The organism is Staphylococcus sp. URHA0057 (assembly GCF_000620265.1).
Taxonomy (GTDB): Bacteria; Bacillota; Bacilli; order Staphylococcales; family Staphylococcaceae; genus Staphylococcus; species Staphylococcus pasteuri.
Genome location: NZ_JHVS01000001.1, coordinates 625855 through 650229, shown reverse-complemented (window position 1 = coordinate 650229; position 24375 = coordinate 625855). Strand labels below are relative to the sequence as shown.

The following is a 24375-nucleotide window of genomic DNA, read 5'->3' as shown; positions in this document are numbered from 1 at the left end:
CTAATGTAGCAGGATTGGTAATTTTAAAATGATTCGCTGTTTCTCGATAAGACAATTGATTTTCTTGTCTAAATCTTAAAACAGATACTTTAAAATCTCTAGTATATGAGCTATTTTTCATTTTTTTATCTAATCCTTCTGGGCCCGATTCCAAATACTGGTTAACCCATCTTTGAAGTAAAGAATGATGAGAAAGATTATATTTTTTAGTTAATCTCTTATATCCTAAACTACTATTTAAATATTCGTGAACTATTTTTAATTTGATTTCAAATTTATAATGTTTACCCATAAAAAATGCACCCCCTAAAGTTAGATTTTCAGTCCAACTTTTGGGGTGCACATCAAATATGACTTATATGAAGTAGGGCGTTTAATAAGTTTTGACAAGTTTTAAACGGTATTCATTTGTGAAATTATCTTTCAATGCATAAGGTGAAATAATATATAATCCATGGTCGCTTACAGCATTGTTGCTTACGCCTTCCTTATATGCTTGGTAGATAATTTTAGTACAGTATGTAAATCGTTTACTTTTTAAGTTTAAAGTCACTAAATATCTATTGTCTGTATTTTCATAGTTTTCTTTTGTCCACTGTGCGGCCTTTTTACCAGCTCCTGGTTTTACGCAGCGATAAATTTTAATCCAGTCATCTTGGCCTTCTCCAAATCGTGATTTGAATGATTCAAATGATTCTGTGATTGGTTTATCACCAGGTCCTTCAATTTGTAAAACAGTATTATGATCAATGGCAATACTAGAATGACCAAAAAAACCATATAAAACTGGTCCTTTCGTAATAATGATATCTCCAGGTTGTAATTGGAAATCTTTATTAGATGCTGAATATGTATGTTCCTGTGACTCTGCGTTTAAATGGTTGGGAGGGAATATACAAGTACTTATCATAAAGAACATAATAGTTATTAATATGTATAATAAAATTTTACGCAATTATCAAAAACTCCTTTAAATAATGTAAGAAGCATAAATATAAGTATTAAAATAAAACGTTCAGCTACTAAAGCAACTGAACGTATTTGTGATGTGTTACAAACCGAATATTAATGTATAAATTAACATGGCTAAACCAAATATAAAGAATACAATTGTGAAGCCAAGATAAGATTCTTTTTTAGATTCTTTTTTAGTTTTAAGCATAGTAACAAGAACGATTGTACCTGCAATTAAAAATATAATTGATAACCAAAAAAGAATAGTGAAATGTAAGCTCATTTTTTAACCTCCCATCTTTTAAAGAAAATCGTAAAAAATTGGATAAATGTAATATAGGGTAAGAATGATATTAATAAAAAAGAGAATTTCACTTAATAAATCCTTATTAGAAATAGCTATAAATAAGCTTATAATAATAATCAAACCACATACTATTAATCCGGGCACTAACCATAAGGTGTCATCTAGGTTGGTGTTATTTGTAATGACGATATTAAAAATTACAAACAATATCGTTAATAAAATATTAATTACGTGTAGAAAATATAATTTCATAGGTGATTCACCTCTGGAAAATGCTTCTTTAGTAAAAAAATCCTTATGTATATCATATCATTTATTATCACTTGGTAAATAATTAAATAGAAGTATATAGCTATAAATTGTGAATAAAAAGAAACGATATTTTAAGCGAACATCCCATTTTTTTGAATAAGTAAATAAAATTGTGAATAAATTTAAAAAAATACAATAAAAATGTGCAAAATTTACACTTTGCACATTTACAATCTCGAGTTTTCTGATAAGATTAATTACAACTTAAATAAAGATAAAATATAAGGGGAATATTGTGATGACATTTTATGATTTTATAATAGGTTTTATAAATGACGATACACCGTTTGGAAATTTAGCTAATTACATCAATAAAGATCATAAATTCCCAAAAAATGAAAAGAATAAGTTTGTAATTCGTACTTATGTTTTATCGAATTATGATGATTCTCAACTCATTGAAAGTGCCAATAGAGCCATTAGTTTATATCAACTAACTTAGTTAGTACCAATTTTGTTGATTCAACGCATACCATACATCTTTTGTTCTAAAATTAATATCATTATTTTTAACACTAAATGGCTTTATAATATCTTTGTCTAACCAAGTATTGATTAACTCATTTGGTACGCCATCTAATAACATATCGCTTTTACTTACAACAAAGCATTCCCATTCAAGTGTTACATTATTCGGATTCACATAACTGTGATCATGAGATTCCATATTGATTAACACTCCTTTAACAAATGTAAACTTAGTGTTAAGTTATACCCACTAAGACAATATATTAATCATCTGTTTATATTATTTTTCATTGATTTGTTGATTTACTATTACTATGTCTAATGATTTAATGTTAGTTATGAGCTTTATATAAGTAATAGAGGTGGAAATATGGCAAAAACTTTATATTTAATGAGACACGGACAAACAGTTTTTAATTTAAAAGGCAAAATTCAGGGCGCTAGTGATTCGCCTTTAACATTATTAGGTGTAGAACAAGCAAAAGCTGCAGCTCGATATTTTGAACATAATCAAATTGAATTTGATAGTTTGTTTTCTTCTTCTCAAGAAAGAGCGTGTGATACTCTAGAAAATGCAGTACCAAACCATCAAAATAGATATATTCGCTCAAAAGGATTAAAAGAGTGGCGTTTTGGTTTGTTTGAAGGCGAAAGTATTGAATTACTTAAATAAATTAAACAACCTAAAACGCTTTACGGTGATTATGTTGTACCTTTTGGGGGAGAATCACGTGAAGATGTAGAAAATAGAATGGTAGAAACATTAACTGATATTATGGAAAATTATAGTCGTCATACAACACTAGCTGTAAGCCATGGAAGTACAATTGGTTTATTTATTAGATACTGCTTAGGCTATGAAGAGGGTAGTACATTTAATATTGGAAATTGTAATATACTAAAATTTAGTTACGACAAAGGGAAATTTACTTTCATAGAATTAATTGACCCTATGTAAAAGAAAGCTCAACCTTGCTATAAATACAAGGTTGAGCTTTTATCATTATATTAGCTTTATCGTTAAATTGAATTAGAGGTCAGATGTTAATGAAATATATAAAATTACTTTGGATGTAATCTTAATCCATTTTTTGTCTAACTTAAATATGATAATAACTTAATTTTTTAAATTATAAGTTAACCAATGTTCATCAAAATAATCTTCACCGATTTTAGTAGCATTTTTCTCGAAACCTAGATTTTCAAAACCTAGAGAAGTGAAGAATACTTTTGCACTAATATTATTTGAAGTGACAGAAGTGAGAATGGTTTCTAAATCTTTCTGGCTAGCAATTTCAATAATATAATTGATTAATTCACGATTTATCACTTCATCATTATCTTTAACAAAGTTATTGTTGATGACAGCTTTATGTTGTTTACCTACTTGTCTCATTTGACTTAAGGTTGCAGTAGCTACTAGAACGTCATTTTCAAAGGCACCATATACATTGATGAAAGGGAATTCGGAAGATAAAAGTTTTGTCAAAATGTCATCAGAAACGTGGTCTAAATAATAACGATCCCACGAATAAGTATGATGTTCCCCTGATAATAGTGATTTGTAAATTTCTAAATCATCTAGAGTTAATAAACGGATGTTGTTCATAGTGACCTCCTAATTCAAATCATTAATTGTGTGTCGTTGCTGGGTAAATACATATTAAAATATTTAATAAAAATAATCAATGATTATTTAAGAATAAGCAAAAACGTTTTTGAAAAAATAGTTAAAATATATATATTTAATTGTATGTATATAATAACTCTTCATATACATTATAACAGAAACTCGATTTTAAAGGTCGGAAATATGAGGTAATTATGTGAACAAAAAAAGAGACCCATTCAATAGAGAATGGGTCATATAAATATATAATATTGTATTTATAACTTAGTCAACAACTTCAACATTTAATTTAACATCAATGTTTCCTCTAGTTGCTTTAGAGTATGGACAGAAGTCATGTGCATCTTGTAAATATTTTTCAGCGTCTTCTTGAGATAATACATTTTTCACTTTAGCATCGATATCTACGCTTAATTTTGGACTTTCAGCGTCTGGATCATCTTCAAGACGTACTGTTAAAGTTACTTCTGGTTCAGCATCTCTAACTTTGTTTTGTTTTAAAATTAAATCAAATGCACCATTAAAACATGAAGCATATCCTGCTGCGAATAATTGTTCAGGATTAGTAGCATTTCCGTCCGCTTGTTGTGGTGGTAATACATCTACATTGATTGCTTTATCGTCAGTTTGAACGTGTCCTTTACGTCCACCTACGTTTGTCGCTTTAGTTTCATATTGAACTGCCATAATTATTACCTCCTAATTAATCATATATATAAAGTGTACCCGTAAATTTTTAGTTCAATCATTCATAATAATTTTTTGGCTATTGATTCAATAAAGGCGATTGGTAGTAATGTATATTTTAGTTTAAAATAAAAGAAAATATACACGTATATAGTTTAAATAGAGACAGGAAAGAGGGATAGTATGTCAAATGTAAATATAGCTGTTACGATTGCACCTGAAAACACGATAGCAGATGATTTATTTAAAGACATAGAGTTCTATCAAGATAGTATTGATATTATAGAGCTTAGAGTAGATCAGTGGGATAAATTAGATAGACTCAATCAAGTCATTGAAGAATTAAATCAGTTAACGTTTGATTTTAAAATTTTAATTACATTTCGATCTGCTTCTCAAGGTGGTAAACGTAATGTGAATGAATCCGAATATCTGAATGTGATGGAACATCTAATTAATACAGACGGATATAATATGTTAGATATTGAATGGGATGAGCAAAAGAATAAAGATGATTATTTAAATTTAATCAATTTAGCTCAACAAAAAGGATTAGAAGTAGTATTATCACATCACAATTTTGATGAAACACCTACGTTTGAAGAAATGAAATTCACTTATTATAAAATGAGTCAATTTAACTCGAATTATATAAAGCTAGCAGTTATGCCCCATGATATAAAAGATGTATTGCATTTATTAGAAGCAATGAATGAATCAGCTAATTCATTAAATCAAAAAGTGATTGGAATTTCGATGTCTAAAATAGGGGTCATTAGTCGCACGGCACAAAGTGTTTTTGGTGGTGTAGTATCTTATGGATGTTTAGGTGAACCCCAAGCACCTGGTCAAATTCATGTCGAAGAATTAAAAAAGCAAATTGACTTTTATGAGAAATGATTAGAAGGTTTGAACAATAGTAGATTGTGTCTTATAATTGATAAAGATTATCAACGAATAATAAAGGGAGCGATAGGATTGGAACTACAAGAAGCAATCTCGAATAGAAGAAGTGTTAAAAAGTTTAAGCACGATATGACAATTGATGATAAAGCTTTATATGAAGCTATTGAAAAAGCTACAGATGCTCCTAACCATGGCATGAGAGAACCATGGAGAGTTGTCCATGTTGCTAAAGATAGATTAGGAAATATGAGCGAAGATATTACACGATTTGCTTTTCCAGATAGTCCTGAAAAGCGAGCAGATCATTATGATAAAGTTACTAAACTAGGTGGCATGTTAGTATTAGTTTTAAAAGCTGATCCAAGACAACGTCAAAATAGAGAAAATTACTTTGCATTTGGCGCATTCGCGCAAAATTTAATGTTGTTATTATATGAAGCAGGTATAGGTTCATGTTGGAAATCTCCAGCATATATTTTTGAACCTAAAATACGAAAAGCTTTAAACATTGAAGATGATGAAATTTTAGCAGGTTTCTTATATTTAACTGATTTAGAAGAGCCAATGACAAAAGCCAAACGTAAGAATAGACATCTTATCTCAGAATACTAAATAATTAATCACAAAATGAAAGATATTAAATAAGGTCGAGGTAACAAATAAGAAATAAGCCATTGAATGGTACTCAAATTTCTTTACTTGTATCTCGACCTTTTAATATTATTTGCTAAATGTTTCGTCTAAAAATGATTCAACTTGTTCTGGTGATTTAGCATTAGCTGAATGTAAATGTGCTAATTTATCACCATTTTTAAATACTAAAATACTTGGAATTCCCATTACGTCATTTTCAGCAGTAACGTCTTCTAATTCATCACGGTTAACTGTATACCAATCATAATCTTTAAATTTTTCGACGATTGGGTCAATCCACATATCCATAGCTTTACAATCTGGACACCAACCAGCTTCGAATTTAACGATGACAGGTTTGTCATTTTGAACTGTGTTATTAAATTGTTCTGTAGTATTAATACTTTCCATTACAAAAGCCCCTTTTCATTTAATTAGTAAATTTATTATAACGGATGAAATTTCTTAAATAAAAAAATAAGCTTAAAAAGTAGAGCGTTTTATAAAATAACATGATATATTTGTGATAAGAGACAAAGGAGGCAAAACTCTATGATTAAATTTTATCAATATGCAAATTGTACTACTTGTAAAAAAGCAGCAAAATTCTTAGATGAGTATGGTGTTAGTTATGAACCAATCGATATCGTTCAACATACACCTACAAAAAACGAGTTTAAAGAAATTGTTGAAAAAACAGGTGTTGATACTAAAAAATTATTTAATACACATGGTGCTAAATACCGTGAATTAGATTTAAAAAATAAATTAGACGACCTAACAGATGATGAACGTTTTGAATTACTTTCATCAGACGGTATGTTAGTTAAACGTCCATTAGCTATATCTGGAAATAAAATCACATTAGGTTTTAAAGAAGAAGAATATAAAAACACTTGGTTGTAACACTTTTTTGAAGTTTATAGAAAGTGAACATCCATAATTATCAAAGACTAAAAAATATTAATTACATATTTAAAGCCGAATTTTAAAAGGTTTAAAATTTTTATATAATAGTTGATTGATAATAGTGGGTATGGCATCATTAAAATGTACTTAAAAATTAGGAGGGGATTTATCGTGGCAGTACCAAACGAATTTAAATACTCTAAAGAACATGAATGGGTTAAAGTTGAAAGAAACGTTGCAACAATCGGTATTACTGAATATGCACAAAACGAATTAGGCGATATCGTATTCGTTGAATTACCTGAAACTGATGATGAATTAAATGAAGGCGACACTTTCGGTAGTGTTGAATCTGTAAAAACTGTATCTGAATTATACGCTCCAATTAATGGTAAAGTATTAGAAGTAAATGAAGAATTAGAAGACAGTCCTGAATTTGTAAATGAATCACCATACGAAAAAGCATGGATGGTTAAAGTTGAAATCAGCGACGAAAGTCAACTTGATGAATTATTATCAGCAGACCAATACTCAGAAATGATTGGTGAATAATAACAATGAACTCCTCGATCTCGTATCAAGGAGTTTTTTTAGTTCCACTTCTAATTTTCAATTAGATTAGTGGAACTTATGCACTAGCAAAAGCTAGGGCGACCCGCATTCCACTTCTAATTTTCAATTAGATTAGTGGAACTTATGCACTAGCAAAAGCTAGTGCGAACCGAAAAAAGAAAAATCTTTAGATTTTAGAAGCACTTATGCACTAGAGAAAACTAGTGCTACCCAATAATGATTGGTATCTATGCCTATAAATTAAAACTTGAAATAAAGTAAAAGTGTTACTTAATTAAAAACTAATAACACAGTAATACATAAAGTTAGTTTTAATTATGTAAGGAAAATATTAAGAGAAATTAAAGTTTAATGATATATGTTTGATAAATAACACTACAGTGGAAATATATAGTGATAGCTAATTATTGATTTTTCAAAGGGTGAATCATTATGACTATTGTGAATAAGGTAATTATTGTTGAAGGTAAATCAGATAAGAAAAGATTACAACAAGTCATTGCAGAACCAGTTAACATTATTTGTACGCATGGTACTATGAGTATTGATAAAATTGATGATATGATAGAGTCACTTTATGGCAAGCAAGTTTTCGTTTTAGCCGATTCCGATGATGAAGGTGATCGTATTAGAAAATGGTTTAAGCGATACTTGAGTGAGTGTGAACATATATTTGTAGATAAAACCTATTGTGAAGTAGCTAATTGTCCTAAAAATTATTTAGCAAATGTACTTACTAAACATGGTTTTAACTGTAAAAAAGAAAAGCCCCTCATGTCTAATTTAAAAACTGAAAGGTTAGTTTTAGTAAATGAATAAAACAATAGAAGTAGATGATGTAACTGAAAATTTTGGTGAGGAAAAACATTTGATATTTGGGTATACTCCAACTTGTGGAACTTGTAAAGTATCAGAAAGAATGCTGGATATCGCTAATGAAATATTAAATCTTCCAGTTAAAAAAATCGATTTGAATTTTCATCCGAAATTTAGTGAAGACCACCAAATTATGTCAGTACCAGTATTAATATTAATGAATAAGGATAAAGAATCGAAAAGAATATATGCTTTTAGATCAGTTCCTTATTTGTTAGAAAATTTAAAATAATGATTGACGAATTTCTACCTGGATGGTAGGATTAAATCAAATTAAATAATGCTTACACTCTTATCGAGAGAGGTGGAGGGATGTGCCCTACGAAGCCCGGCAACCGTCTAATATAGAAATGGTGCCAATTCACATAAAGTCAAACTTTAGAAGATGAGAGAAAGATATTTTTCAATGCTTTCTCTAACACCTTAAAGTTTAGAGAAAGCATTTTTTAATTGGTAGAAGTTAAACAAGGAGGCATTAACGTGATTGAGTTAAAACAATTAGTTAAACAATATCATACGAAAAACAAAGACGTACTTGCTGTAGATCACGTTGATTTAAATATTGAATCTGGTTCGATATTTGGCGTTGTCGGTTTTTCTGGAGCAGGAAAAAGTACATTGATTAGAATGTTTAATAATTTAGAAACTCCAACCTCAGGTGATGTTATTATCGATGGCGACAGTATTAGTAAATTAACTAAATCAGATTTACGTAAAAAGCGTCAAAAAGTGAGCATGATTTTCCAACACTTTAATTTATTATGGTCAAGAACCGTACTAAAAAATATCACATTTCCTTTAGAAATTGCTGGCGTTTCAAAAGGCGAAGCAAAAAGGAAGGCTAACGAACTTATTGAACTTGTAGGTTTAAAAGGCCGAGAAAATGCATATCCTTCTGAATTATCTGGAGGTCAAAAGCAAAGAGTAGGTATCGCTAGAGCATTAGCAAACGATCCAACTGTTTTACTTTGTGATGAGGCTACAAGTGCATTGGACCCTCAAACAACAGATGAGATACTTGATTTATTATTAAAAATACGAGAACGACAAAATTTAACTATCGTCTTAATCACACATGAAATGCATGTAATACGACGTATTTGTGATGAAGTTGCAGTAATGGAAAACGGACGTGTTATCGAGCAAGGCCAAGTAAGTCAAGTGTTTGAAAACCCACAACATGAAGTTACTAAACGTTTTGTTAAAGATGATTTAAACGATGATTTTGAAGAATCATTGGATGATTTAGAACCACTTAGTGAAGATTCTTACATAGTTAGATTGAACTTCAATGGCGAGAATACAACACAACCGATTGTTTCATATATTACTAAAAAACATAATGTAGATTTGAATATTTTAGAAGCTGATATCAAAAACACAAGAAATGGTACTTTAGGTTTCTTAGTCGTCCACATACCGCATATAAGTTCTGAAAATTTCGAAGATTTTAAATCTAATCTTGGTGAACAACATGTAAATGTGGAGGTGTTAAGACATGGATAATTCATTTAGTGATATTTTAAAAGAAATGGTCACAATGCCTAATGTGCAATGGCCAGATGTTTGGCAAGCCATAGTTGAAACACTTTATATGACTGTAGTATCAACTATTTTCGCATTTATTTTTGGATTAATTTTAGGTGTATTACTATTTTTATCAGCTAAGAGCGAATCTAAAACAGCAAGAGTCTTTTATTCAATTGTTTCATTCATAGTGAACTTATTTAGAGCAATTCCATTTATCATCTTAATCTTGTTATTAATACCATTTACAAGTGTAGTACTAGGAACTATTAGTGGACCAACGGGTGCATTACCTGCATTAATAATTGGTTCAGCACCATTCTATGCAAGATTAGTAGAAATAGCTTTCAAAGAAATAGACAAAGGGGTTATTGAAGCGGCTTGGTCAATGGGGGCAAATACTTGGACTGTGGTTAGAAAGGTATTACTTCCAGAAGCGATGCCAGCATTAGTATCTGGACTTACTGTCACAGCGATTGCTTTAGTAGGATCTACTGCAATTGCAGGTGTAATTGGCGCAGGAGGTTTAGGTAACTTAGCTTATTTAACTGGTTTTACTCGAAATCAAAATGATGTCATTTTAGTTTCAACAGTATTCATTTTAATTATTGTATTCATCATTCAATTTATTGGTGATTGGATTACAAATAAAATAGATAAACGCTAAAAAAGGGGAGAAATCAATGAAGAAAATCTTAGGTATTTTATTATTATTAACGTTGACTGTAGCACTTGCAGCTTGTGGTGGAAAAGGAAGCGATAAAACAATTAAAGTTGGAGCTTCACCAGCACCACATGCTGAGATTCTAGAAAAAGCTAAACCATTATTAGAGAAAAAAGGGTATAAATTAGATATCAAAACAATTAACGATTATACAACTCCAAACAAATTATTAGATAAAGGCGAATTAGATGCCAACTTCTTCCAACACACGCCTTACCTTAAAACTGAAAGTAAAGAAAAAGGCTATAAAATTGAATCAGCAGGTAACGTTGAGTTAGAACCAATGGCTGTTTATTCTAAAAAATATAAAAGCTTAAAAGATTTACCAAAAGGGGCAACAGTTTACGTTTCTAACAACCCAGCAGAACAAGGACGTTTCTTAAAATTCTTCGTAGATGAAGGTTTAATCAAAATTAAAAAAGGCGTTAAAATTGAAGATGCTAAATTTAGTGACATAACTGAAAATAAAAAAGATATTAAATTTAATAACAAACAATCAGCAGAATTTTTACCTAAAATTTATCAAAAACAAGATGCTGACGCTGTTATCATCAATTCAAACTATGCACTTGATCAAAAATTAAATCCTAAAAAGGATTCAATCGCATATGAAAAAGCAAAAGACAATCCATATGCTAACTTAATTGCAGTTAAAGATGGACATAAAGACGATAAGAAAATCAAAGCTTTAATGGAAGTATTACAATCTAAAGAAATTAGAGATTACATTAATAAAGAGTACGATGGTGCGGTTGTACCAGCAAAATAATTAGCATAATAATAAATCCTCAAGTCACTTTGACTTGAGGATTTTTGTGTGAATAAGAATTTAAAGATAGACCTAAACTCTTATTTACTATAAACGCATTAAGCCATTGATAAGCAGAATTAATGAAGCAATTAATAATAAAATAGAAGGTACGAATGTACTTTTGTTTTTGGAGTGGCGAGATAGTTGGGCTCTAATAATTAAAATAATAGCGATCAAAATTAAAATAACACTAATACCATAAATGAAAATAGAAAACACTACAGATACCTCCTCGCCAATAGCGTAACATAACTATATATTTAATATACTCATATAATAAGTTGATAAAAAATAAAAGTATGTTTAATTTTTATAGGTCGTGGTATTTAATAATCATAACAATTGATAAATATTTCAAGGAGGAATTCAAAATGGCTGAAGATAAATTCGAACAAGCAAAAGGTAATGTAAAAGAAACTGTAGGTAACGTTACTGACAATGAAAACCTTGAAAAAGAAGGTAAAGAAGATAAAGCTTCTGGTAAAGTGAAAGAAACAGTTAACAACGTTATTGATAAAGTTAAAGGTAATAAAGAAGATAAATAGATAATATTAAGGCTCTCTTACACATGATGTGTTTGAGAGCCTTTTTTGTTTTAATACTTTTTTGCCTATATACTTTCTTCGTTTTTAGCAGTTATCTGACCAAGAATGTAACTAACGATAAAACCTATAATTAACGTTAGTATAGAGATTATCCATGTTACCAATGATGTTGGTATTCCAGGAAATACAGCATAAATTGATCCGATAACAAATCCAATTATTAATGCGAATGTTACGGTTGTATGATGATGTAATAAATACTGGATGAGTTTACTAGAAATTAAAAATCCAGACAATATACCTAAACCTACTATTAAAAGTATTGGTAAAGCATCGAAATTAAATTTTACTAGTTCTGATATAGCAAACATAACCGTCCCGTATGCTCCGAAAATAAGTAACATAAATGACCCTGATATACCTGGAAGAAGCATTGCACTAGAAGCACATATACCTGCAATATAATATTTAATAATAAGACTAGTATTTAAAGATAATGTCTCTCCTGCGTGTTTGTCTCCACTATTTAATAAGGTCATGATGACTAGTAATGCGATGCCTATTAAAACGACAATATAATGTTTCGTTTTAAAAGTTGTTTTGAAATGTGACACTTTAAGAAGGTAGGGAATGATGCCAATAATTAAACCAGTAAAAAAGAACACAGTAGGAACTTCGTGCGCACTTAAAAGGTAGTTGAATAAATTACTTAAAATACCTATAGCTAATAGCATACCAATTACAATAGGTAATAAAAATTTAAAGCTAGGCCAAAATCTTTTCGAAAATAAACCACTTATTGAACTGATAAAGCCATCATAAATACCTAGCAAAAGTGCAATCGTTCCACCACTGACTCCTGGCACTAAATCACTTGTACCCATGCCAAATCCTTTAATCAAATTTATCCATTTGAAGTTTTTCATTAATGACTCCTTTCTTAACCTGTAAGGTTAAAGTGAATCATATCATAATTATTGATTTAAAGTTAAATAAATCTACTATTTGTCTAAAAAATGGCTATTGAGAAATTAACGGTTTTCGTTATCATTTGAAATAACATTAAACTATAGATAAAAATAATTTTTTTAAAAGAATTACTCTAATTTATCGGTTTAAAAAGTTTATATTAACCTGTAAGTACGTTATAATATAGTAGATTAAAAATTCCAAAGGCTTTTTGACTATAGATTAAAATTATTATAAACTAGTTAAGAAAACTTTATATTTTATGGAGGGAATATAAATGTCATCAACATTAGAAATTAAAGACCTACACGTGTCTATTGAAGATAAAGAAATTTTAAAAGGCGTTAATTTAACAATTAATACTGGGGAAATTCATGCCATTATGGGACCAAATGGTACAGGTAAATCAACATTATCATCTGCAATTATGGGTCATCCAAGCTATGAAGTAACAAAAGGTGAAGTGTTACTTGATGGTGTTAATATTTTAGAACTTGAAGTTGATGAAAGAGCAAAAGCTGGATTATTCCTAGCAATGCAATATCCTTCAGAAATCACTGGTGTAACAAACGCCGATTTCATGCGTTCAGCAATTAATGCAAAACGTGAAGAAGGTCAAGAAATTAACTTAATGCAATTCATCAAAAAATTAGATAAAGAAATGGATTTCTTAGACATTGATCAAGACATGGCTCAACGTTACTTAAATGAAGGTTTCTCAGGCGGAGAGAAAAAACGTAATGAAATCTTACAATTAATGATGTTAGAACCTAAATTTGCTATTTTAGATGAAATTGACTCAGGTTTAGATATTGACGCTTTAAAAGTAGTGTCTAAAGGTATCAATCAAATGCGCGGAGAAGACTTCGGTGTATTAATGATTACGCACTATCAACGTTTACTAAACTACATCACACCTGACAAAGTACATGTTATGTATGGTGGTAAAGTTGTTAAATCTGGTGGACCAGAATTAGCAAAACGCCTTGAAGAAGAAGGTTATGAATGGGTTAAAGAAGAATTTGGTGCTACTGAATAGTCGAGATTAATCTATCGATTTAAAGCTCGTTGAGATGTTCGTATAAATGATGAAACTGAACATTGAATTATTAATACTATTTCATCAAGTGGGAGGATAAGAGTTATGACAACTGAAACTTTGAACATTTCTGAAGAACAACTTGTTGATTATTCAAAAGCGCACAATGAACCTTCTTGGATGACTGAACTACGTAAAGAAGCGTTGAAATTAACAGAAACTTTAGAAATGCCAAAACCTGACAAAACTAAATTAAGAAAATGGGACTTTGATACGTTTAAACAACATCACACAGAAGGTAATGTTTATCAAAGTTTATCAGAATTACCAGAATCAGTTAAAAAAATTATCGATGTTGAAAACACTGAGAATTTAATTATTCAACATAATAATGATTTAGCATACACACAAGTTTCTGAACAAGCCAAAAATGATGGTGTCATCATTGAAGGTTTATCAGAAGCACTTGTTAATCATAGTGAATTAGTACAAAAATATTATATGAAAGATGCTGTAAATGTAGATGAACATCGTATTACAGCATTACACACTGCATTAATGAATGGTGGCGTATTTGTATACGTTCCTAAAAATGTCGTAGTTGAACATCCAGTTCAATATGTTGTTTTACATGACGATGAAAATGCAAGTTTTTATAATCATGTTATTATTGCCACTGAACAAAGTGCTGAAGTAACTTATGTAGAAAACTATTTATCTAATGCAAGTGGTGAAGGAAATCAAATTAATATTGTTTCAGAAGTAATTGCTGGGGCAAATTCTAATATCACATATGGTTCTGTAGATTATTTAGATAAAGGTTTCACTGGACATATCATTAGAAGAGGTACTACTGAAGCAGACGCTGCCATCAATTGGGCATTAGGTTTAATGAACGAAGGTAGCCAAATTATTGATAATACAACTAACTTAATAGGTGATCGTTCTACAAGTGAATTAAAATCAGTTGTAGTCGGTACAGGTGATCAAAAAATCAACTTAACTTCTAAAATTGTTCAATATGGTAAAGAAACAGATGGTTATATTTTAAAACATGGTGTAATGAAAGAAAATGCATCATCAGTATTTAATGGTATCGGTCATATCAAACATGGTGGTACTAAATCAATTGCTAACCAAGAGTCTCGTGTATTAATGTTATCAGAAAATGCTCGTGGAGATGCGAACCCTATTTTACTAATCGATGAAGACGACGTAGAAGCAGGTCACGCAGCATCTGTTGGACGTGTTGATCCAGAACAACTTTACTATTTAATGAGCCGTGGTATTTCTAGAAGAGAAGCTGAACGTTTAGTTATACATGGTTTCTTAGATCCAGTAGTAAGAGAATTACCAATTGAAGACGTAAAACGTCAATTAAGAGAAGTTATCGAACTTAAAGTTTCTAAATAGATTTAAAGTAAGAGATTTTTAATTAAAGAAGGGTCGTGAATAAAGTGGCCGAACATTCATTTGACGTTAATGAAATAATCAAAGATTTTCCGATTTTAGAACAACAAGTTAATGGCAAACGTTTAGCATATCTTGATTCAACAGCGACAAGCCAAACACCAGTACAAGTTTTAAATGTGTTAGATGATTACTATAAACGCTATAACTCTAACGTTCATAGAGGTGTTCATACGTTGGGTTCATTAGCAACTGACGGTTATGAAAGTGCACGTGAAACAGTTAGACGTTTTATTAATGCTAAATATTTTGAGGAAATCATTTTTACAAGAGGAACTACGGCTTCTATTAATATTGTTGCACATAGTTATGGTGATGCTAATGTCGATGAAGGCGATGAAATTGTTGTTACTGAGATGGAACATCACGCTAATATTGTTCCATGGCAACAGTTAGCTAAACGTAAAAACGCATCATTAAAATTCATCCCTATGACAGAACAAGGTGAATTAAATATCGAGGACATTAAAGCCACAATTAACGACAAAACTAAAATTGTAGCTATTGCCCATGTATCTAACGTTCTAGGTACAATCAATGATGTAAAAACCATAGCCGAAATTGCTCACCAACATGGTGCGGTGATTAGTGTAGATGGTGCTCAAGCAGCTCCTCACATGGCTCTAGATATGCAAGATATTGACGCTGACTTTTATAGCTTTAGTGGGCATAAAATGTTAGGGCCTACAGGTATCGGTGTTTTATATGGCAAACGTGATTTATTAAAAGATATGGAACCCGTCGAGTTTGGTGGAGATATGATTGATTTTGTAAGTAAATATGATGCTACTTGGGCTGATTTACCAACAAAATTTGAAGCTGGTACACCATTAATTGCACAAGCAATTGGTTTAGCTGAAGCAATTCGTTATATTCAACAATTAGGATTCGAAGCAATTCATCAACATGAAAAAGAATTAACAGAATACGCCTACGAACAAATGTCTAATATTGAAGGCTTAGATATTTATGGGCCACCTAAAGATCGACGTGCAGGTGTCATTACGTTTAATCTAACAGACATTCACCCACACGATGTAGCAACAGCAGTTGATACTGAAGGTGTAGCAGTGAGAGCTGGACATCATTGTGCACAACCATTAATGAAATGGTTAGGCGTTTCTTCTACAGCTAGAGCAAGTTTTTATATTTATAATAATAAGCAAGACATCGACCAATTAGTATATGCATTGAAACAAACGAAGGAGTTTTTCTCATATGAATTTTAATAATTTAGATCAACTTTATCGATCTGTAATTATGGATCATTATAAAAATCCTAGAAACAAAGGCGTATTAGATAATGGCTCGATGACTGTTGATATGAATAACCCTACTTGTGGTGATCGTATTCGACTTACATTTGATATAGAAGATGGCGTTATAAATGATGCTAAATTTGAAGGCGAAGGTTGTTCAATTTCTATGTCTAGTGCTTCTATGATGACTGAAGCAGTAAAAGGTCATACGTTAGCTGAAGCTATGCAAATGAGTCAAGAATTTACTAAGATGATGCTAGGTGAAGATTACGAAATTACTGAAGAAATGGGAGACATTGAAGCATTACAAGGTGTTTCTCAATTCCCTGCAAGAATAAAATGTGCCACTTTAGCTTGGAAAGCACTCGAAAAAGGAACAGTCGAAAAAGAAGGTAAGACAGAAGGGACAACAGAAGATTAATAGTTATGTTTCTTAATGACATAACGGGTAAACAATAACTAGATATCAATGATGTTGGCTTTTTACTTTCGATAATCATTGTTATAATATGATGACAATTTTATACTTGTAATTAAAAATCTCGCGCATGACGTTTAAATATATATAAGGAGTGATTGAAATGGCTAAAAAAGCACCTGATGTTGGGGATTATAAATATGGTTTCCACGACGAAGATGTTTCCATTTTCAGATCAGAACGAGGTCTAACTGAAAATATAGTTAGAGAAATTTCTAAAATGAAAGATGAACCAGAATGGATGTTAGATTTCCGTCTGAAAGCTTTAAAATTATTCTATAAAATGCCAATGCCTCAATGGGGTGGCGACTTATCAGAATTAAACTTTGATGATATTACTTATTATGTAAAACCATCAGAACACACTGAGCGTTCATGGGATGAAGTACCTGAAGAAATCAAACGTACATTTGATAAATTAGGTATTCCTGAAGCTGAGCAAAAATATTTAGCAGGTGTTTCTGCACAATATGAATCAGAAGTTGTTTACCATAATATGGAAAAAGAATTAGAAGAAAAAGGAATTATCTTCAAAGATACTGACAGTGCATTACGTGAAAACGAAGACTTATTCCGTGAATACTTTGCTTCTGTTATTCCAGCTGCAGATAATAAATTTGCGGCGTTAAACTCAGCTGTATGGTCAGGTGGATCATTCATTTACGTTCCTAAAAACGTTAAATTAGATACACCATTACAAGCATACTTCCGTATTAACTCTGAAAATATGGGTCAATTCGAACGTACTTTAATCATTGCTGATGAAGGTGCTTCAGTAAACTACGTTGAAGGTTGTACTGCACCAGTTTATACAACAAGTTCATTACACTCAGCTGTAGTTGAAATTATTGTCCATAAAGATGCACACGTCCGTTATACTACAATTCAAAACTGGGCAAACAATGTTTATAACTTAGTTACTAAACGTACATTTGTTCATGAGAATGGTAATATGGAATGGGTTGATGGTAACTTAGGTTCTAAATTAACTATGAAATACCCTAACTGTGTATTATTAGGTGAAGGTGCAAAAGGTAGTACATTATCTATCGCATTTGCTGGTAAAGGACAAGTACAAGACGCTGGAGCTAAAATGATTCATAAAGCACCAAATACGTCTTCAACAATTGTTTCTAAATCTATATCTAAAAACGGTGGTAAAGTAATCTATCGTGGTATTGTTCATTTTGGACGTAAAGCTAAAGGTGCACGTTCAAACATTGAATGTGACACATTAATTTTAGATAATGAATCAACTTCAGATACAATCCCTTATAATGAAGTATTTAACGACAATATTTCATTAGAGCACGAAGCTAAAGTATCTAAAGTTTCAGAAGAACAATTATTCTACTTAATGAGTCGTGGTATCTCAGAAGAAGAAGCGACTGAAATGATTGTTATGGGATTCATTGAACCATTCACTAAAGAACTACCAATGGAATATGCGGTAGAAATGAATAGATTAATTAAATTCGAAATGGAAGGCAGTATCGGCTAACTTCCTCTACTAACATCAAGCTATTTTACGTATAGGTATAATAGCTTGGTGTTTTTTTAGTTACTAATTTATGATTTGTTTAAATTTAGTATGAAATTAAATAGCAAATAGAAGTGGATAATAAATTGACTAAACTCTATTTATTGTCCACTTTTTATGATTCATGGTTACTCACAGAAGTTGAATATTATATTAATTAAAGCAGCATATTGTAATAGTTTACAAAAGTTTGTTCAGGGGAATAAATTTATAATTCAATATTTATATAACTATTATGAACGGGGAGCATGCTTCATGATTATAGCTATCATATTTTTAATTTTATTATCATTTTTCTTTTCAGGAAGTGAAACTGCATTAACTGCAGCAAATAGAACAAAATTTCAAGCTGAAGCCAAAAATGGAGATAAAAAATCACAGGGATTATCCCGACTATTAGATAAACCAACTGAATTTATTACTACTATATTGATAGGTAATAATGTTGCAAATATCATTTTACCTACATTAGTAACGATTTTAGCAATTAACATTGGCGTCAATGTGGGTATAGCATCTGCTGTAATTACTGTTGTCATTATTTTGGTATCTGAAGTTATTCCTAAATCAATCGCAGCAACATTTCCAGATAAAATATCAAGATTGGTTTATCCAGTTATTAATATTTTAGTTATTATACTTAAACCAATAACTAAAATATTAAATGCTATTACAGATAGTATTAATAAATTATTGTCAAAAGGACAAAAGGAACAAAGTAAGTATTCTAAAGAAGAAATAAGAACAATGTTAATGATTGCAGGACGTGAGGGTGCATTCAATGAAACAGAACAAAATCGACTCAAAGGTGTACTAGATTTTGAAAACTTAAAGGTCAAAGATGTTGATACGACACCTAGAGTGAATGTCGTTGCATTTCCCAAAACTACGTCATTTGATGAGGCATATGAAACGGTAATGAATGAACCATATACAAGGTATCCAATATATGATGAAGATATAGATGATATTGTAGGCGTATTCCATTCTAAGTACTTATTAGCATGGAGTAAGAAAAAATATGAATCAATCACAAAATTTTCATCAAAACCATTATTCGTGAATGAACATAATAAAGCTGAATGGGTACTTAGAAAAATGACAGTATCAAGAAAGCATTTAGCTATAGTATTAGATGAATTTGGTGGTACTGATGGCATAGTATCTCATGAAGATTTAATAGAGACATTGCTAGGTATGGAAATAGAAGATGAGTTAGATAAAGAGGAAGAAGAAAAGTTAAAGAAACAAACATTTCCAAATAGAAATAGAAAATAATTAGTAAGAGTTGGTGAATCAAATGTGGAATAATAATCAATTAACGAGAACATTACAGGTTCAATATCCTATTATTCAAGCTGGTATGGCAGGTAGTACGACCCCATCTTTAGTAGCAACTGTTAGTGAAAAAGGTGGATTAGGAACGATTGGTGCGGGTTATTTTAGTATTGAAAAGTTAGAAAGTGAAATTCAAACAGTTAAATCATTAACAAAACAACCATTTGGTGTGAATCTATTTGTACCTAAAGAAAACACAGGTGTCAACCCAGACCAAATTGAACATATGAATGCATGGTTGAAACCATATAGAAGAGCGTTTCATTTAGAAGAACCTGTGGTTAATATTGAGGAAAGCCAAAAATTTAAAGATGCTGTAAATAAAGTTATTGAATATAAAGTTCCAGTATGTAGCTTTACCTTTGGAATTCCTGATCATCAAATTATCGAGAAACTAAAAGAAAATAATGTAATATTAATTGGTACAGCTACAACAGTAGAAGAAGCTATAGAAAATGAAAAAGCTGGTATGGATATTGTTATAGCCCAAGGTAGTGAAGCGGGAGGACATCGAGGATCATTTTTACGTTTAGGGGATAGTGAAGAGCCAATGATTGGAACGATGTCATTGGTACCTCAAGTTGTTGATCACGTGTCGATACCTGTAGTTGCTGCAGGAGGTATAATGGATGAAAGAGGTCTATTAGCAAGTATTATGTTAGGTGCTCAAGGTGCACAAATGGGTACGGCCTTCTTAACTTCTAATGAAAGCGGAGCTAATGATTTACTAAAAGAAGCCATATTAAATAGTAAAGAAACAGATACCATCGTAACCAATGTGTTTAGCGGTAAAAATGCACGTGGTATTAATAATCAATTCGTTAAAGAAATGAGTCAATATCAAGGTGAAATTCCTGAATATCCAATACAAAATCAACTGACAAATCAAATTCGTAAAACTGCAGTACAGCAAGGCGAAAGTGAATTAACTCATATATGGAGTGGACAATCACCACGTCTAGCTAAAAAACAAAAAGCAGAAGAATTAATGGATCGTATAATTAATCAAATAAACCTAATAGCAAAGAACTTAAAATAAAATATCACTACGATTTTATAAGTCTAGTGACATATACACGTTAAGTTAAGCTAGGTTGTTCTACCGATTATAGCCTGAGACATACATCATTGTCGCAGGCTATTTAATTTTCGATTGTAATTTTATTATGGTACACCAATTAATAAGAATCTGTAAATTTCGTATTGATAAAGTGAATTGCGAATTTATTCTGTGGTATCATAAGTTTGGTGATATAAATGATAAATATAGGTCTAACTGGTTGGGGAGATCATGATACGTTATACGAAGATTTAGAGAGAAAAACCGATAAACTTAAAACATATGCAAGTCACTTTCCAATAGTTGAACTAGATGCATCTTATTATGCAATTCAACCAGAAAGAAATATTCAAAAATGGATAAATGAAACACCAAAACGATTTCAATTTGTAGTTAAAATTCATCAAGCATTAACATTGCATGCAGATTTTAGAGATTTTGCAGAAACACGTCAAGAATTGTTTGATAAGTTTAAAGAAATGTTAAAGCCATTACAAGAAAATGAAAAATTAGCTATGGTTTTGGTGCAATTTCCACCTTGGTTCGATTGTTCAAGTCAAAACATTAAATATATTTTATATGTGAAACAACAGTTAAAAGATTTTCCTATATGTGTTGAATTTAGACATCAATCTTGGTTTAATGAAAGATTTAAAGAAGAGACATTAACATTTTTGACTGAACATCAAATTATTCATGCTGTTGTTGATGAACCACAAGTCAAAGATGGAAGTATCCCATTAGTAAATAGAATAACTAGCGATATTGCTTTTGTAAGATATCATGGTAGGAACGTACATGGTTGGACTAAAAAAGATATGACAGATCAAGAATGGCGAGATGTAAGATACTTATATAATTATAATGACCAAGAATTATATGACTTAGCACAAAAGGTTAAAATTTTAGAACAAAAAGCTAAAAAGGTTTATGTTGTTTTTAATAACAATTCAGGTGGTCATGCCGCACAAAATGCAAAAACATATCAAGATATGCTTGACATTGACTATGAAGGTTTAGCACCACAACAATTAAAACTATTTTAAGAGGCGAAACAAGTATGTTATTGACAATTATTTTATTAATTATTATTGGTGGTCTATCTGCTATTATTGGTTCAATTGTAGGTATTGGTGGCGGAATCATTATTGTTCCTACACTTGTCTATTTAGGAGTAGATCATAATATTTTACACGGTATTACTACTCAAATAGCAATAGGTACTTCTTCGGTTATACTTATTGTTACAGGTTTATCATCTTCTTTAGGCTATTTAAAAACTAAACAAGTAGATATTAAAAATGGCTCTATTTTTTTATTTGGTTTATTACCAGGTTCATTATTAGGTTCTTTTTTGAGTCAGTTTTTAACATTAAAATCATTTAACCTTTATTTTGGGATATTTATGATTTTGGTTGCTATTTTATTAATAGTAAGAAACAAAATTAAACCTTTTAAAGTTTTTAATAAGCCACAATATGAAAAGACCTATATTGATGCAGAAGGTAAAACCTATCATTATAGTGTTCCACCTTTAATAGCATTTGTCGCAACTTTATTCATAGGTATCCTTACTGGACTATTTGGTATTGGTGGTGGTGCATTAATGACTCCGTTAATGTTAATTGTTTTTAGATTTCCACCACATGTTGCTGTTGGTACAAGTATGATGATGATATTTTTCTCAAGTGTCATGAGTTCAATCGGACATATTATACAAGGACATGTTGCTTGGGATTATTCAATAGTATTAATTATTTCAAGTTATATAGGTGCTAAAATAGGTGTTAAAGTAAATCATTCAATCAAGTCTGATACAGTGGTAACATTATTACGTACAGTGATGTTATTAATAGGTGCTTACTTAATCATCAAATCAATTATTTAAATTAATTGTTAATAGCATAATCTACTATAAAAGTTATTACTCGATACATTACGTAAAGACTTATCAAAACAAATAGAAAAGGGGGAAGTACTGTGAAGTTAACTATTTATCATACAAATGATATTCATAGTCATCTTAATGAATATGCACGTATTCAATCTTATATTGCAGATCATCGCTCCCAACTTCAACATCCCTCACTATATTTAGATATAGGTGATCATGTTGATTTATCAGCACCGATTACCCAAGCTACATTAGGTAAAAAGAATATAGAACTTCTTAATGAGGCGCAATGTGATATTGCGACAATTGGAAACAACGAAGGCATGACTATTTCGCATGAAGCCTTACAAAATTTATATACCGATGCTCAATTTAAAGTAATTTGTGCAAATTTATTTGATGAAGAAGGACATTTACCTAACCACATGTCTTCATCTTATATAAAGGAAATCAACGGAGTACGAATTTTATTTGTTGCTGCTACAGCTCCATTTACGCCGTTTTATAGAGCATTAGATTGGGTAGTAACTGATCCATTAGAAGCTATTAAAGATGAAATTAATGATCATAAAGATCAATATGATATTTTGATAGTGATGAGCCATGTTGGTGTGTTCTTTGATGAAAAATTATGTCAGGAAATACCTGAAATAGATTTAATACTTGGAAGTCACACGCATCACTATTTTGAACATGGAGAAATGAATAATGGAGTATTAATGGCTGCAGCAGGTAAATATGGACATTTTTTAGGTGAAGTAAATTTAGATATTGAAGATAAAAAGGTAACTAGTAAGACGGCTTGTTTGCATCCATTAGAACAATTGCCCCATATTGAAACAGATTTTGATAGTGAAGGCAAAGCATTAATGAGTAAACCAGTAGTCAACCATCCTATCAAATTAGAAAATAAAACAGATGTTATCACAAAAACGTCTTATTTATTAGCTGAAAGTGTCTATGAATTTACGAATGCAGATTGTACAATTATAAATGCTGGTTTAATAGTTAAAGGACTAGATTCTGACGAAATTACCGAATTTGATATTCATCAAATGTTACCTCATCCTATTAATGTGGTTAGAGTTAAATTAACAGGTGAAGAATTAAAAAAAGTAATTATTAAAAGTCAGAAACAAGAGTACATGCATGAACATGCACAGGGACTTGGATTCCGAGGGGATATCTTTGGAGGATATGTATTATATAATATAGGTTTTATTGAATCAGAAGGTCGCTACTTTATAAATGGAAAAGAAATTCAAGATAATCAATCATATGTATTAGGTACAGTTGATATGTACACGTTTGGTAGATATTTTCCAATGTTAAAAGGGCTTCCAACAGAATATATAATGCCAGAATTTTTAAGAGATATATTCGAACAAAAGTTACTACAATTTTAAAATAACTGTAGATTAGATTTTAATTTATGATTAATTTCGTTATAATAACATAAAGAGAGA

Annotated in this window: 31 protein-coding genes, 1 pseudogene and 1 riboswitch; of the genes and pseudogenes, 22 read left to right on the top strand and 10 right to left on the bottom strand. The window is 30.7% G+C overall.

What is annotated here, in order from left to right; all coding sequences use genetic code 11:
• The 4 genes from N524_RS13530 to tsaA form a co-directional block, all read right to left on the bottom strand.
• Positions 1–292: helix-turn-helix domain-containing protein (locus N524_RS13530; RefSeq protein WP_029055620.1), on the bottom strand; the 292-nt coding region annotated here is incomplete at its 3' end.
• Between the two features lie 81 nt (positions 293–373).
• Complete coding sequence (gene lnsA, locus N524_RS0103050) at positions 374–955, bottom strand: lipoprotein N-acylation protein LnsA (protein ID WP_029055619.1); 582 nt, start codon at positions 953–955, stop codon at positions 374–376.
• Between the two features lie 96 nt (positions 956–1051).
• The gene (gene tsaT / locus N524_RS0103045; RefSeq protein WP_029055618.1) at positions 1052–1237 is read right to left on the bottom strand and encodes a type II toxin-antitoxin system toxin TsaT; all 186 of its coding nucleotides are present in this window, start codon (positions 1235–1237) and stop codon (positions 1052–1054) included.
• Positions 1238–1255: 18 nt separating this feature from the next.
• Positions 1256–1513 carry a type II toxin-antitoxin system antitoxin TsaA gene (tsaA, locus tag N524_RS13640; protein WP_072291797.1) on the bottom strand — a complete coding sequence of 86 codons (258 nt, stop codon included), beginning with the start codon at positions 1511–1513 and terminating at the stop codon, positions 1256–1258.
• Between the two features lie 298 nt (positions 1514–1811).
• Between tsaA and N524_RS0103040 the strand changes: the two genes are divergently transcribed.
• Positions 1812–2015: a sterile alpha motif-like domain-containing protein gene (locus N524_RS0103040; RefSeq protein WP_029055617.1), complete on the top strand. Its 204-nt coding sequence runs from the start codon at positions 1812–1814 to the stop codon at positions 2013–2015.
• Here N524_RS0103040 and N524_RS0103035 read toward each other — a convergent pair whose 3' ends face one another.
• The gene (locus N524_RS0103035) at positions 2016–2240 is read right to left on the bottom strand and encodes a hypothetical protein (protein WP_017637487.1); all 225 of its coding nucleotides are present in this window, start codon (positions 2238–2240) and stop codon (positions 2016–2018) included.
• A 171-nt stretch (positions 2241–2411) separates the two neighbouring features.
• On the opposite strand from N524_RS0103035, the pseudogene N524_RS12710 reads away from it, so the two are divergent.
• Positions 2412–2999: pseudogene (locus tag N524_RS12710) on the top strand (histidine phosphatase family protein).
• A 159-nt stretch (positions 3000–3158) separates the two neighbouring features.
• Here the strand turns inward: N524_RS12710 and N524_RS0103025 are convergent.
• Both N524_RS0103025 and N524_RS0103020 read right to left on the bottom strand, forming a co-directional pair.
• Entirely contained in the window at positions 3159–3650 is a 492-nt protein-coding gene (locus N524_RS0103025; RefSeq protein WP_017637485.1) for a GNAT family N-acetyltransferase, read from the bottom strand.
• Positions 3651–3935: 285 nt separating this feature from the next.
• A complete protein-coding gene (locus N524_RS0103020; protein ID WP_017637484.1) occupies positions 3936–4358 on the bottom strand; it encodes an organic hydroperoxide resistance protein in 423 nt (140 codons plus the stop codon).
• 183 nt (positions 4359–4541) lie between these two features.
• On the opposite strand from N524_RS0103020, the gene aroD reads away from it, so the two are divergent.
• Together aroD and N524_RS0103010 are read left to right on the top strand one after the other, a co-directional pair.
• A complete protein-coding gene (gene aroD, locus N524_RS0103015) occupies positions 4542–5258 on the top strand; it encodes a type I 3-dehydroquinate dehydratase (RefSeq protein ID WP_029055616.1) in 717 nt (238 codons plus the stop codon).
• 78 nt (positions 5259–5336) lie between these two features.
• A complete protein-coding gene (locus tag N524_RS0103010) occupies positions 5337–5876 on the top strand; it encodes a nitroreductase family protein (RefSeq protein WP_017637482.1) in 540 nt (179 codons plus the stop codon).
• Positions 5877–5984: 108 nt separating this feature from the next.
• Here N524_RS0103010 and N524_RS0103005 read toward each other — a convergent pair whose 3' ends face one another.
• Complete coding sequence (locus N524_RS0103005; RefSeq protein ID WP_029055615.1) at positions 5985–6308, bottom strand: thioredoxin family protein; 324 nt, start codon at positions 6306–6308, stop codon at positions 5985–5987.
• 141 nt (positions 6309–6449) lie between these two features.
• Between N524_RS0103005 and N524_RS0103000 the strand changes: the two genes are divergently transcribed.
• From N524_RS0103000 to N524_RS0102970, 7 genes are all read left to right on the top strand, one after another.
• Positions 6450–6803 carry an arsenate reductase family protein gene (locus tag N524_RS0103000; protein WP_017637480.1) on the top strand — a complete coding sequence of 118 codons (354 nt, stop codon included), beginning with the start codon at positions 6450–6452 and terminating at the stop codon, positions 6801–6803.
• A gap of 174 nt (positions 6804–6977) precedes the next feature.
• Positions 6978–7358: a glycine cleavage system protein GcvH gene (gene gcvH / locus N524_RS0102995; RefSeq protein ID WP_029055614.1), complete on the top strand. Its 381-nt coding sequence runs from the start codon at positions 6978–6980 to the stop codon at positions 7356–7358.
• 453 nt (positions 7359–7811) lie between these two features.
• Entirely contained in the window at positions 7812–8198 is a 387-nt protein-coding gene (locus N524_RS0102990; RefSeq protein ID WP_017637478.1) for a toprim domain-containing protein, read from the top strand.
• Positions 8191–8487 (top strand): thioredoxin family protein, encoded by a 297-nt coding sequence (locus N524_RS0102985; protein WP_029055613.1) that lies wholly within the window; start codon positions 8191–8193, stop codon positions 8485–8487. Before N524_RS0102990 ends, N524_RS0102985 begins: the two co-directional genes overlap by 8 nt.
• A 57-nt stretch (positions 8488–8544) precedes the next feature.
• Positions 8545–8647, top strand: a riboswitch (SAM riboswitch).
• A gap of 88 nt (positions 8648–8735) precedes the next feature.
• Positions 8736–9761 (top strand): methionine ABC transporter ATP-binding protein, encoded by a 1026-nt coding sequence (locus N524_RS0102980; protein ID WP_029055612.1) that lies wholly within the window; start codon positions 8736–8738, stop codon positions 9759–9761.
• Positions 9754–10449, top strand: coding sequence for a methionine ABC transporter permease (locus tag N524_RS0102975; RefSeq protein WP_029055611.1), 696 nt, complete (start codon positions 9754–9756; stop codon positions 10447–10449). The genes N524_RS0102980 and N524_RS0102975 overlap by 8 nt, the downstream gene beginning before the upstream one ends.
• 16 nt (positions 10450–10465) lie before the next feature.
• Entirely contained in the window at positions 10466–11275 is an 810-nt protein-coding gene (locus N524_RS0102970) for a MetQ/NlpA family ABC transporter substrate-binding protein (RefSeq protein ID WP_029055610.1), read from the top strand.
• An 87-nt stretch (positions 11276–11362) separates the two neighbouring features.
• Here the strand turns inward: N524_RS0102970 and N524_RS13345 are convergent, their stop codons facing one another.
• Positions 11363–11536 (bottom strand): hypothetical protein, encoded by a 174-nt coding sequence (locus tag N524_RS13345; RefSeq protein ID WP_017637473.1) that lies wholly within the window; start codon positions 11534–11536, stop codon positions 11363–11365.
• A gap of 152 nt (positions 11537–11688) precedes the next feature.
• Here N524_RS13345 and N524_RS13135 point away from each other — a divergent pair, with 152 nt between their 5' ends.
• Complete coding sequence (locus N524_RS13135; RefSeq protein ID WP_017637472.1) at positions 11689–11862, top strand: CsbD family protein; 174 nt, start codon at positions 11689–11691, stop codon at positions 11860–11862.
• A gap of 65 nt (positions 11863–11927) precedes the next feature.
• On the opposite strand, the gene N524_RS0102955 is transcribed toward N524_RS13135, so the two are convergent.
• Positions 11928–12788, bottom strand: a complete 861-nt coding sequence (locus N524_RS0102955) for a DUF368 domain-containing protein (RefSeq protein ID WP_029055609.1) — start codon at positions 12786–12788, stop codon at positions 11928–11930.
• A gap of 320 nt (positions 12789–13108) precedes the next feature.
• On the opposite strand from N524_RS0102955, the gene sufC reads away from it, so the two are divergent.
• From sufC to N524_RS0102905, 10 genes are all read left to right on the top strand, one after another.
• Entirely contained in the window at positions 13109–13870 is a 762-nt protein-coding gene (gene sufC / locus N524_RS0102950) for a Fe-S cluster assembly ATPase SufC (RefSeq protein ID WP_029055608.1), read from the top strand.
• A gap of 105 nt (positions 13871–13975) precedes the next feature.
• A complete protein-coding gene (sufD, locus tag N524_RS0102945) occupies positions 13976–15283 on the top strand; it encodes a Fe-S cluster assembly protein SufD (protein WP_017637469.1) in 1308 nt (435 codons plus the stop codon).
• Positions 15284–15318: 35 nt separating this feature from the next.
• Entirely contained in the window at positions 15319–16569 is a 1251-nt protein-coding gene (locus N524_RS0102940) for a cysteine desulfurase (RefSeq protein WP_176745282.1), read from the top strand.
• Complete coding sequence (sufU, locus tag N524_RS0102935; protein ID WP_017637467.1) at positions 16559–17020, top strand: Fe-S cluster assembly sulfur transfer protein SufU; 462 nt, start codon at positions 16559–16561, stop codon at positions 17018–17020. Before N524_RS0102940 ends, sufU begins: the two co-directional genes overlap by 11 nt.
• 160 nt (positions 17021–17180) lie before the next feature.
• On the top strand, positions 17181–18578 hold the full coding sequence (gene sufB / locus N524_RS0102930) for a Fe-S cluster assembly protein SufB (protein WP_017637466.1): 1398 nt from the start codon (positions 17181–17183) through the stop codon (positions 18576–18578).
• A 294-nt stretch (positions 18579–18872) separates the two neighbouring features.
• On the top strand, positions 18873–19895 hold the full coding sequence (locus N524_RS0102925) for a hemolysin family protein (RefSeq protein ID WP_017637465.1): 1023 nt from the start codon (positions 18873–18875) through the stop codon (positions 19893–19895).
• A gap of 22 nt (positions 19896–19917) precedes the next feature.
• On the top strand, positions 19918–20994 hold the full coding sequence (locus N524_RS0102920; protein WP_017637464.1) for an NAD(P)H-dependent flavin oxidoreductase: 1077 nt from the start codon (positions 19918–19920) through the stop codon (positions 20992–20994).
• 218 nt (positions 20995–21212) lie between these two features.
• Positions 21213–22061, top strand: a complete 849-nt coding sequence (locus N524_RS0102915; RefSeq protein WP_029055607.1) for a DUF72 domain-containing protein — start codon at positions 21213–21215, stop codon at positions 22059–22061.
• A 14-nt stretch (positions 22062–22075) separates the two neighbouring features.
• Positions 22076–22903, top strand: a complete 828-nt coding sequence (locus N524_RS0102910; RefSeq protein ID WP_017637462.1) for a sulfite exporter TauE/SafE family protein — start codon at positions 22076–22078, stop codon at positions 22901–22903.
• 92 nt (positions 22904–22995) lie between these two features.
• The gene (locus tag N524_RS0102905) at positions 22996–24315 is read left to right on the top strand and encodes a bifunctional metallophosphatase/5'-nucleotidase (protein WP_029055606.1); all 1320 of its coding nucleotides are present in this window, start codon (positions 22996–22998) and stop codon (positions 24313–24315) included.
• The last annotated feature ends 60 nt before the right edge of the window (positions 24316–24375 follow it).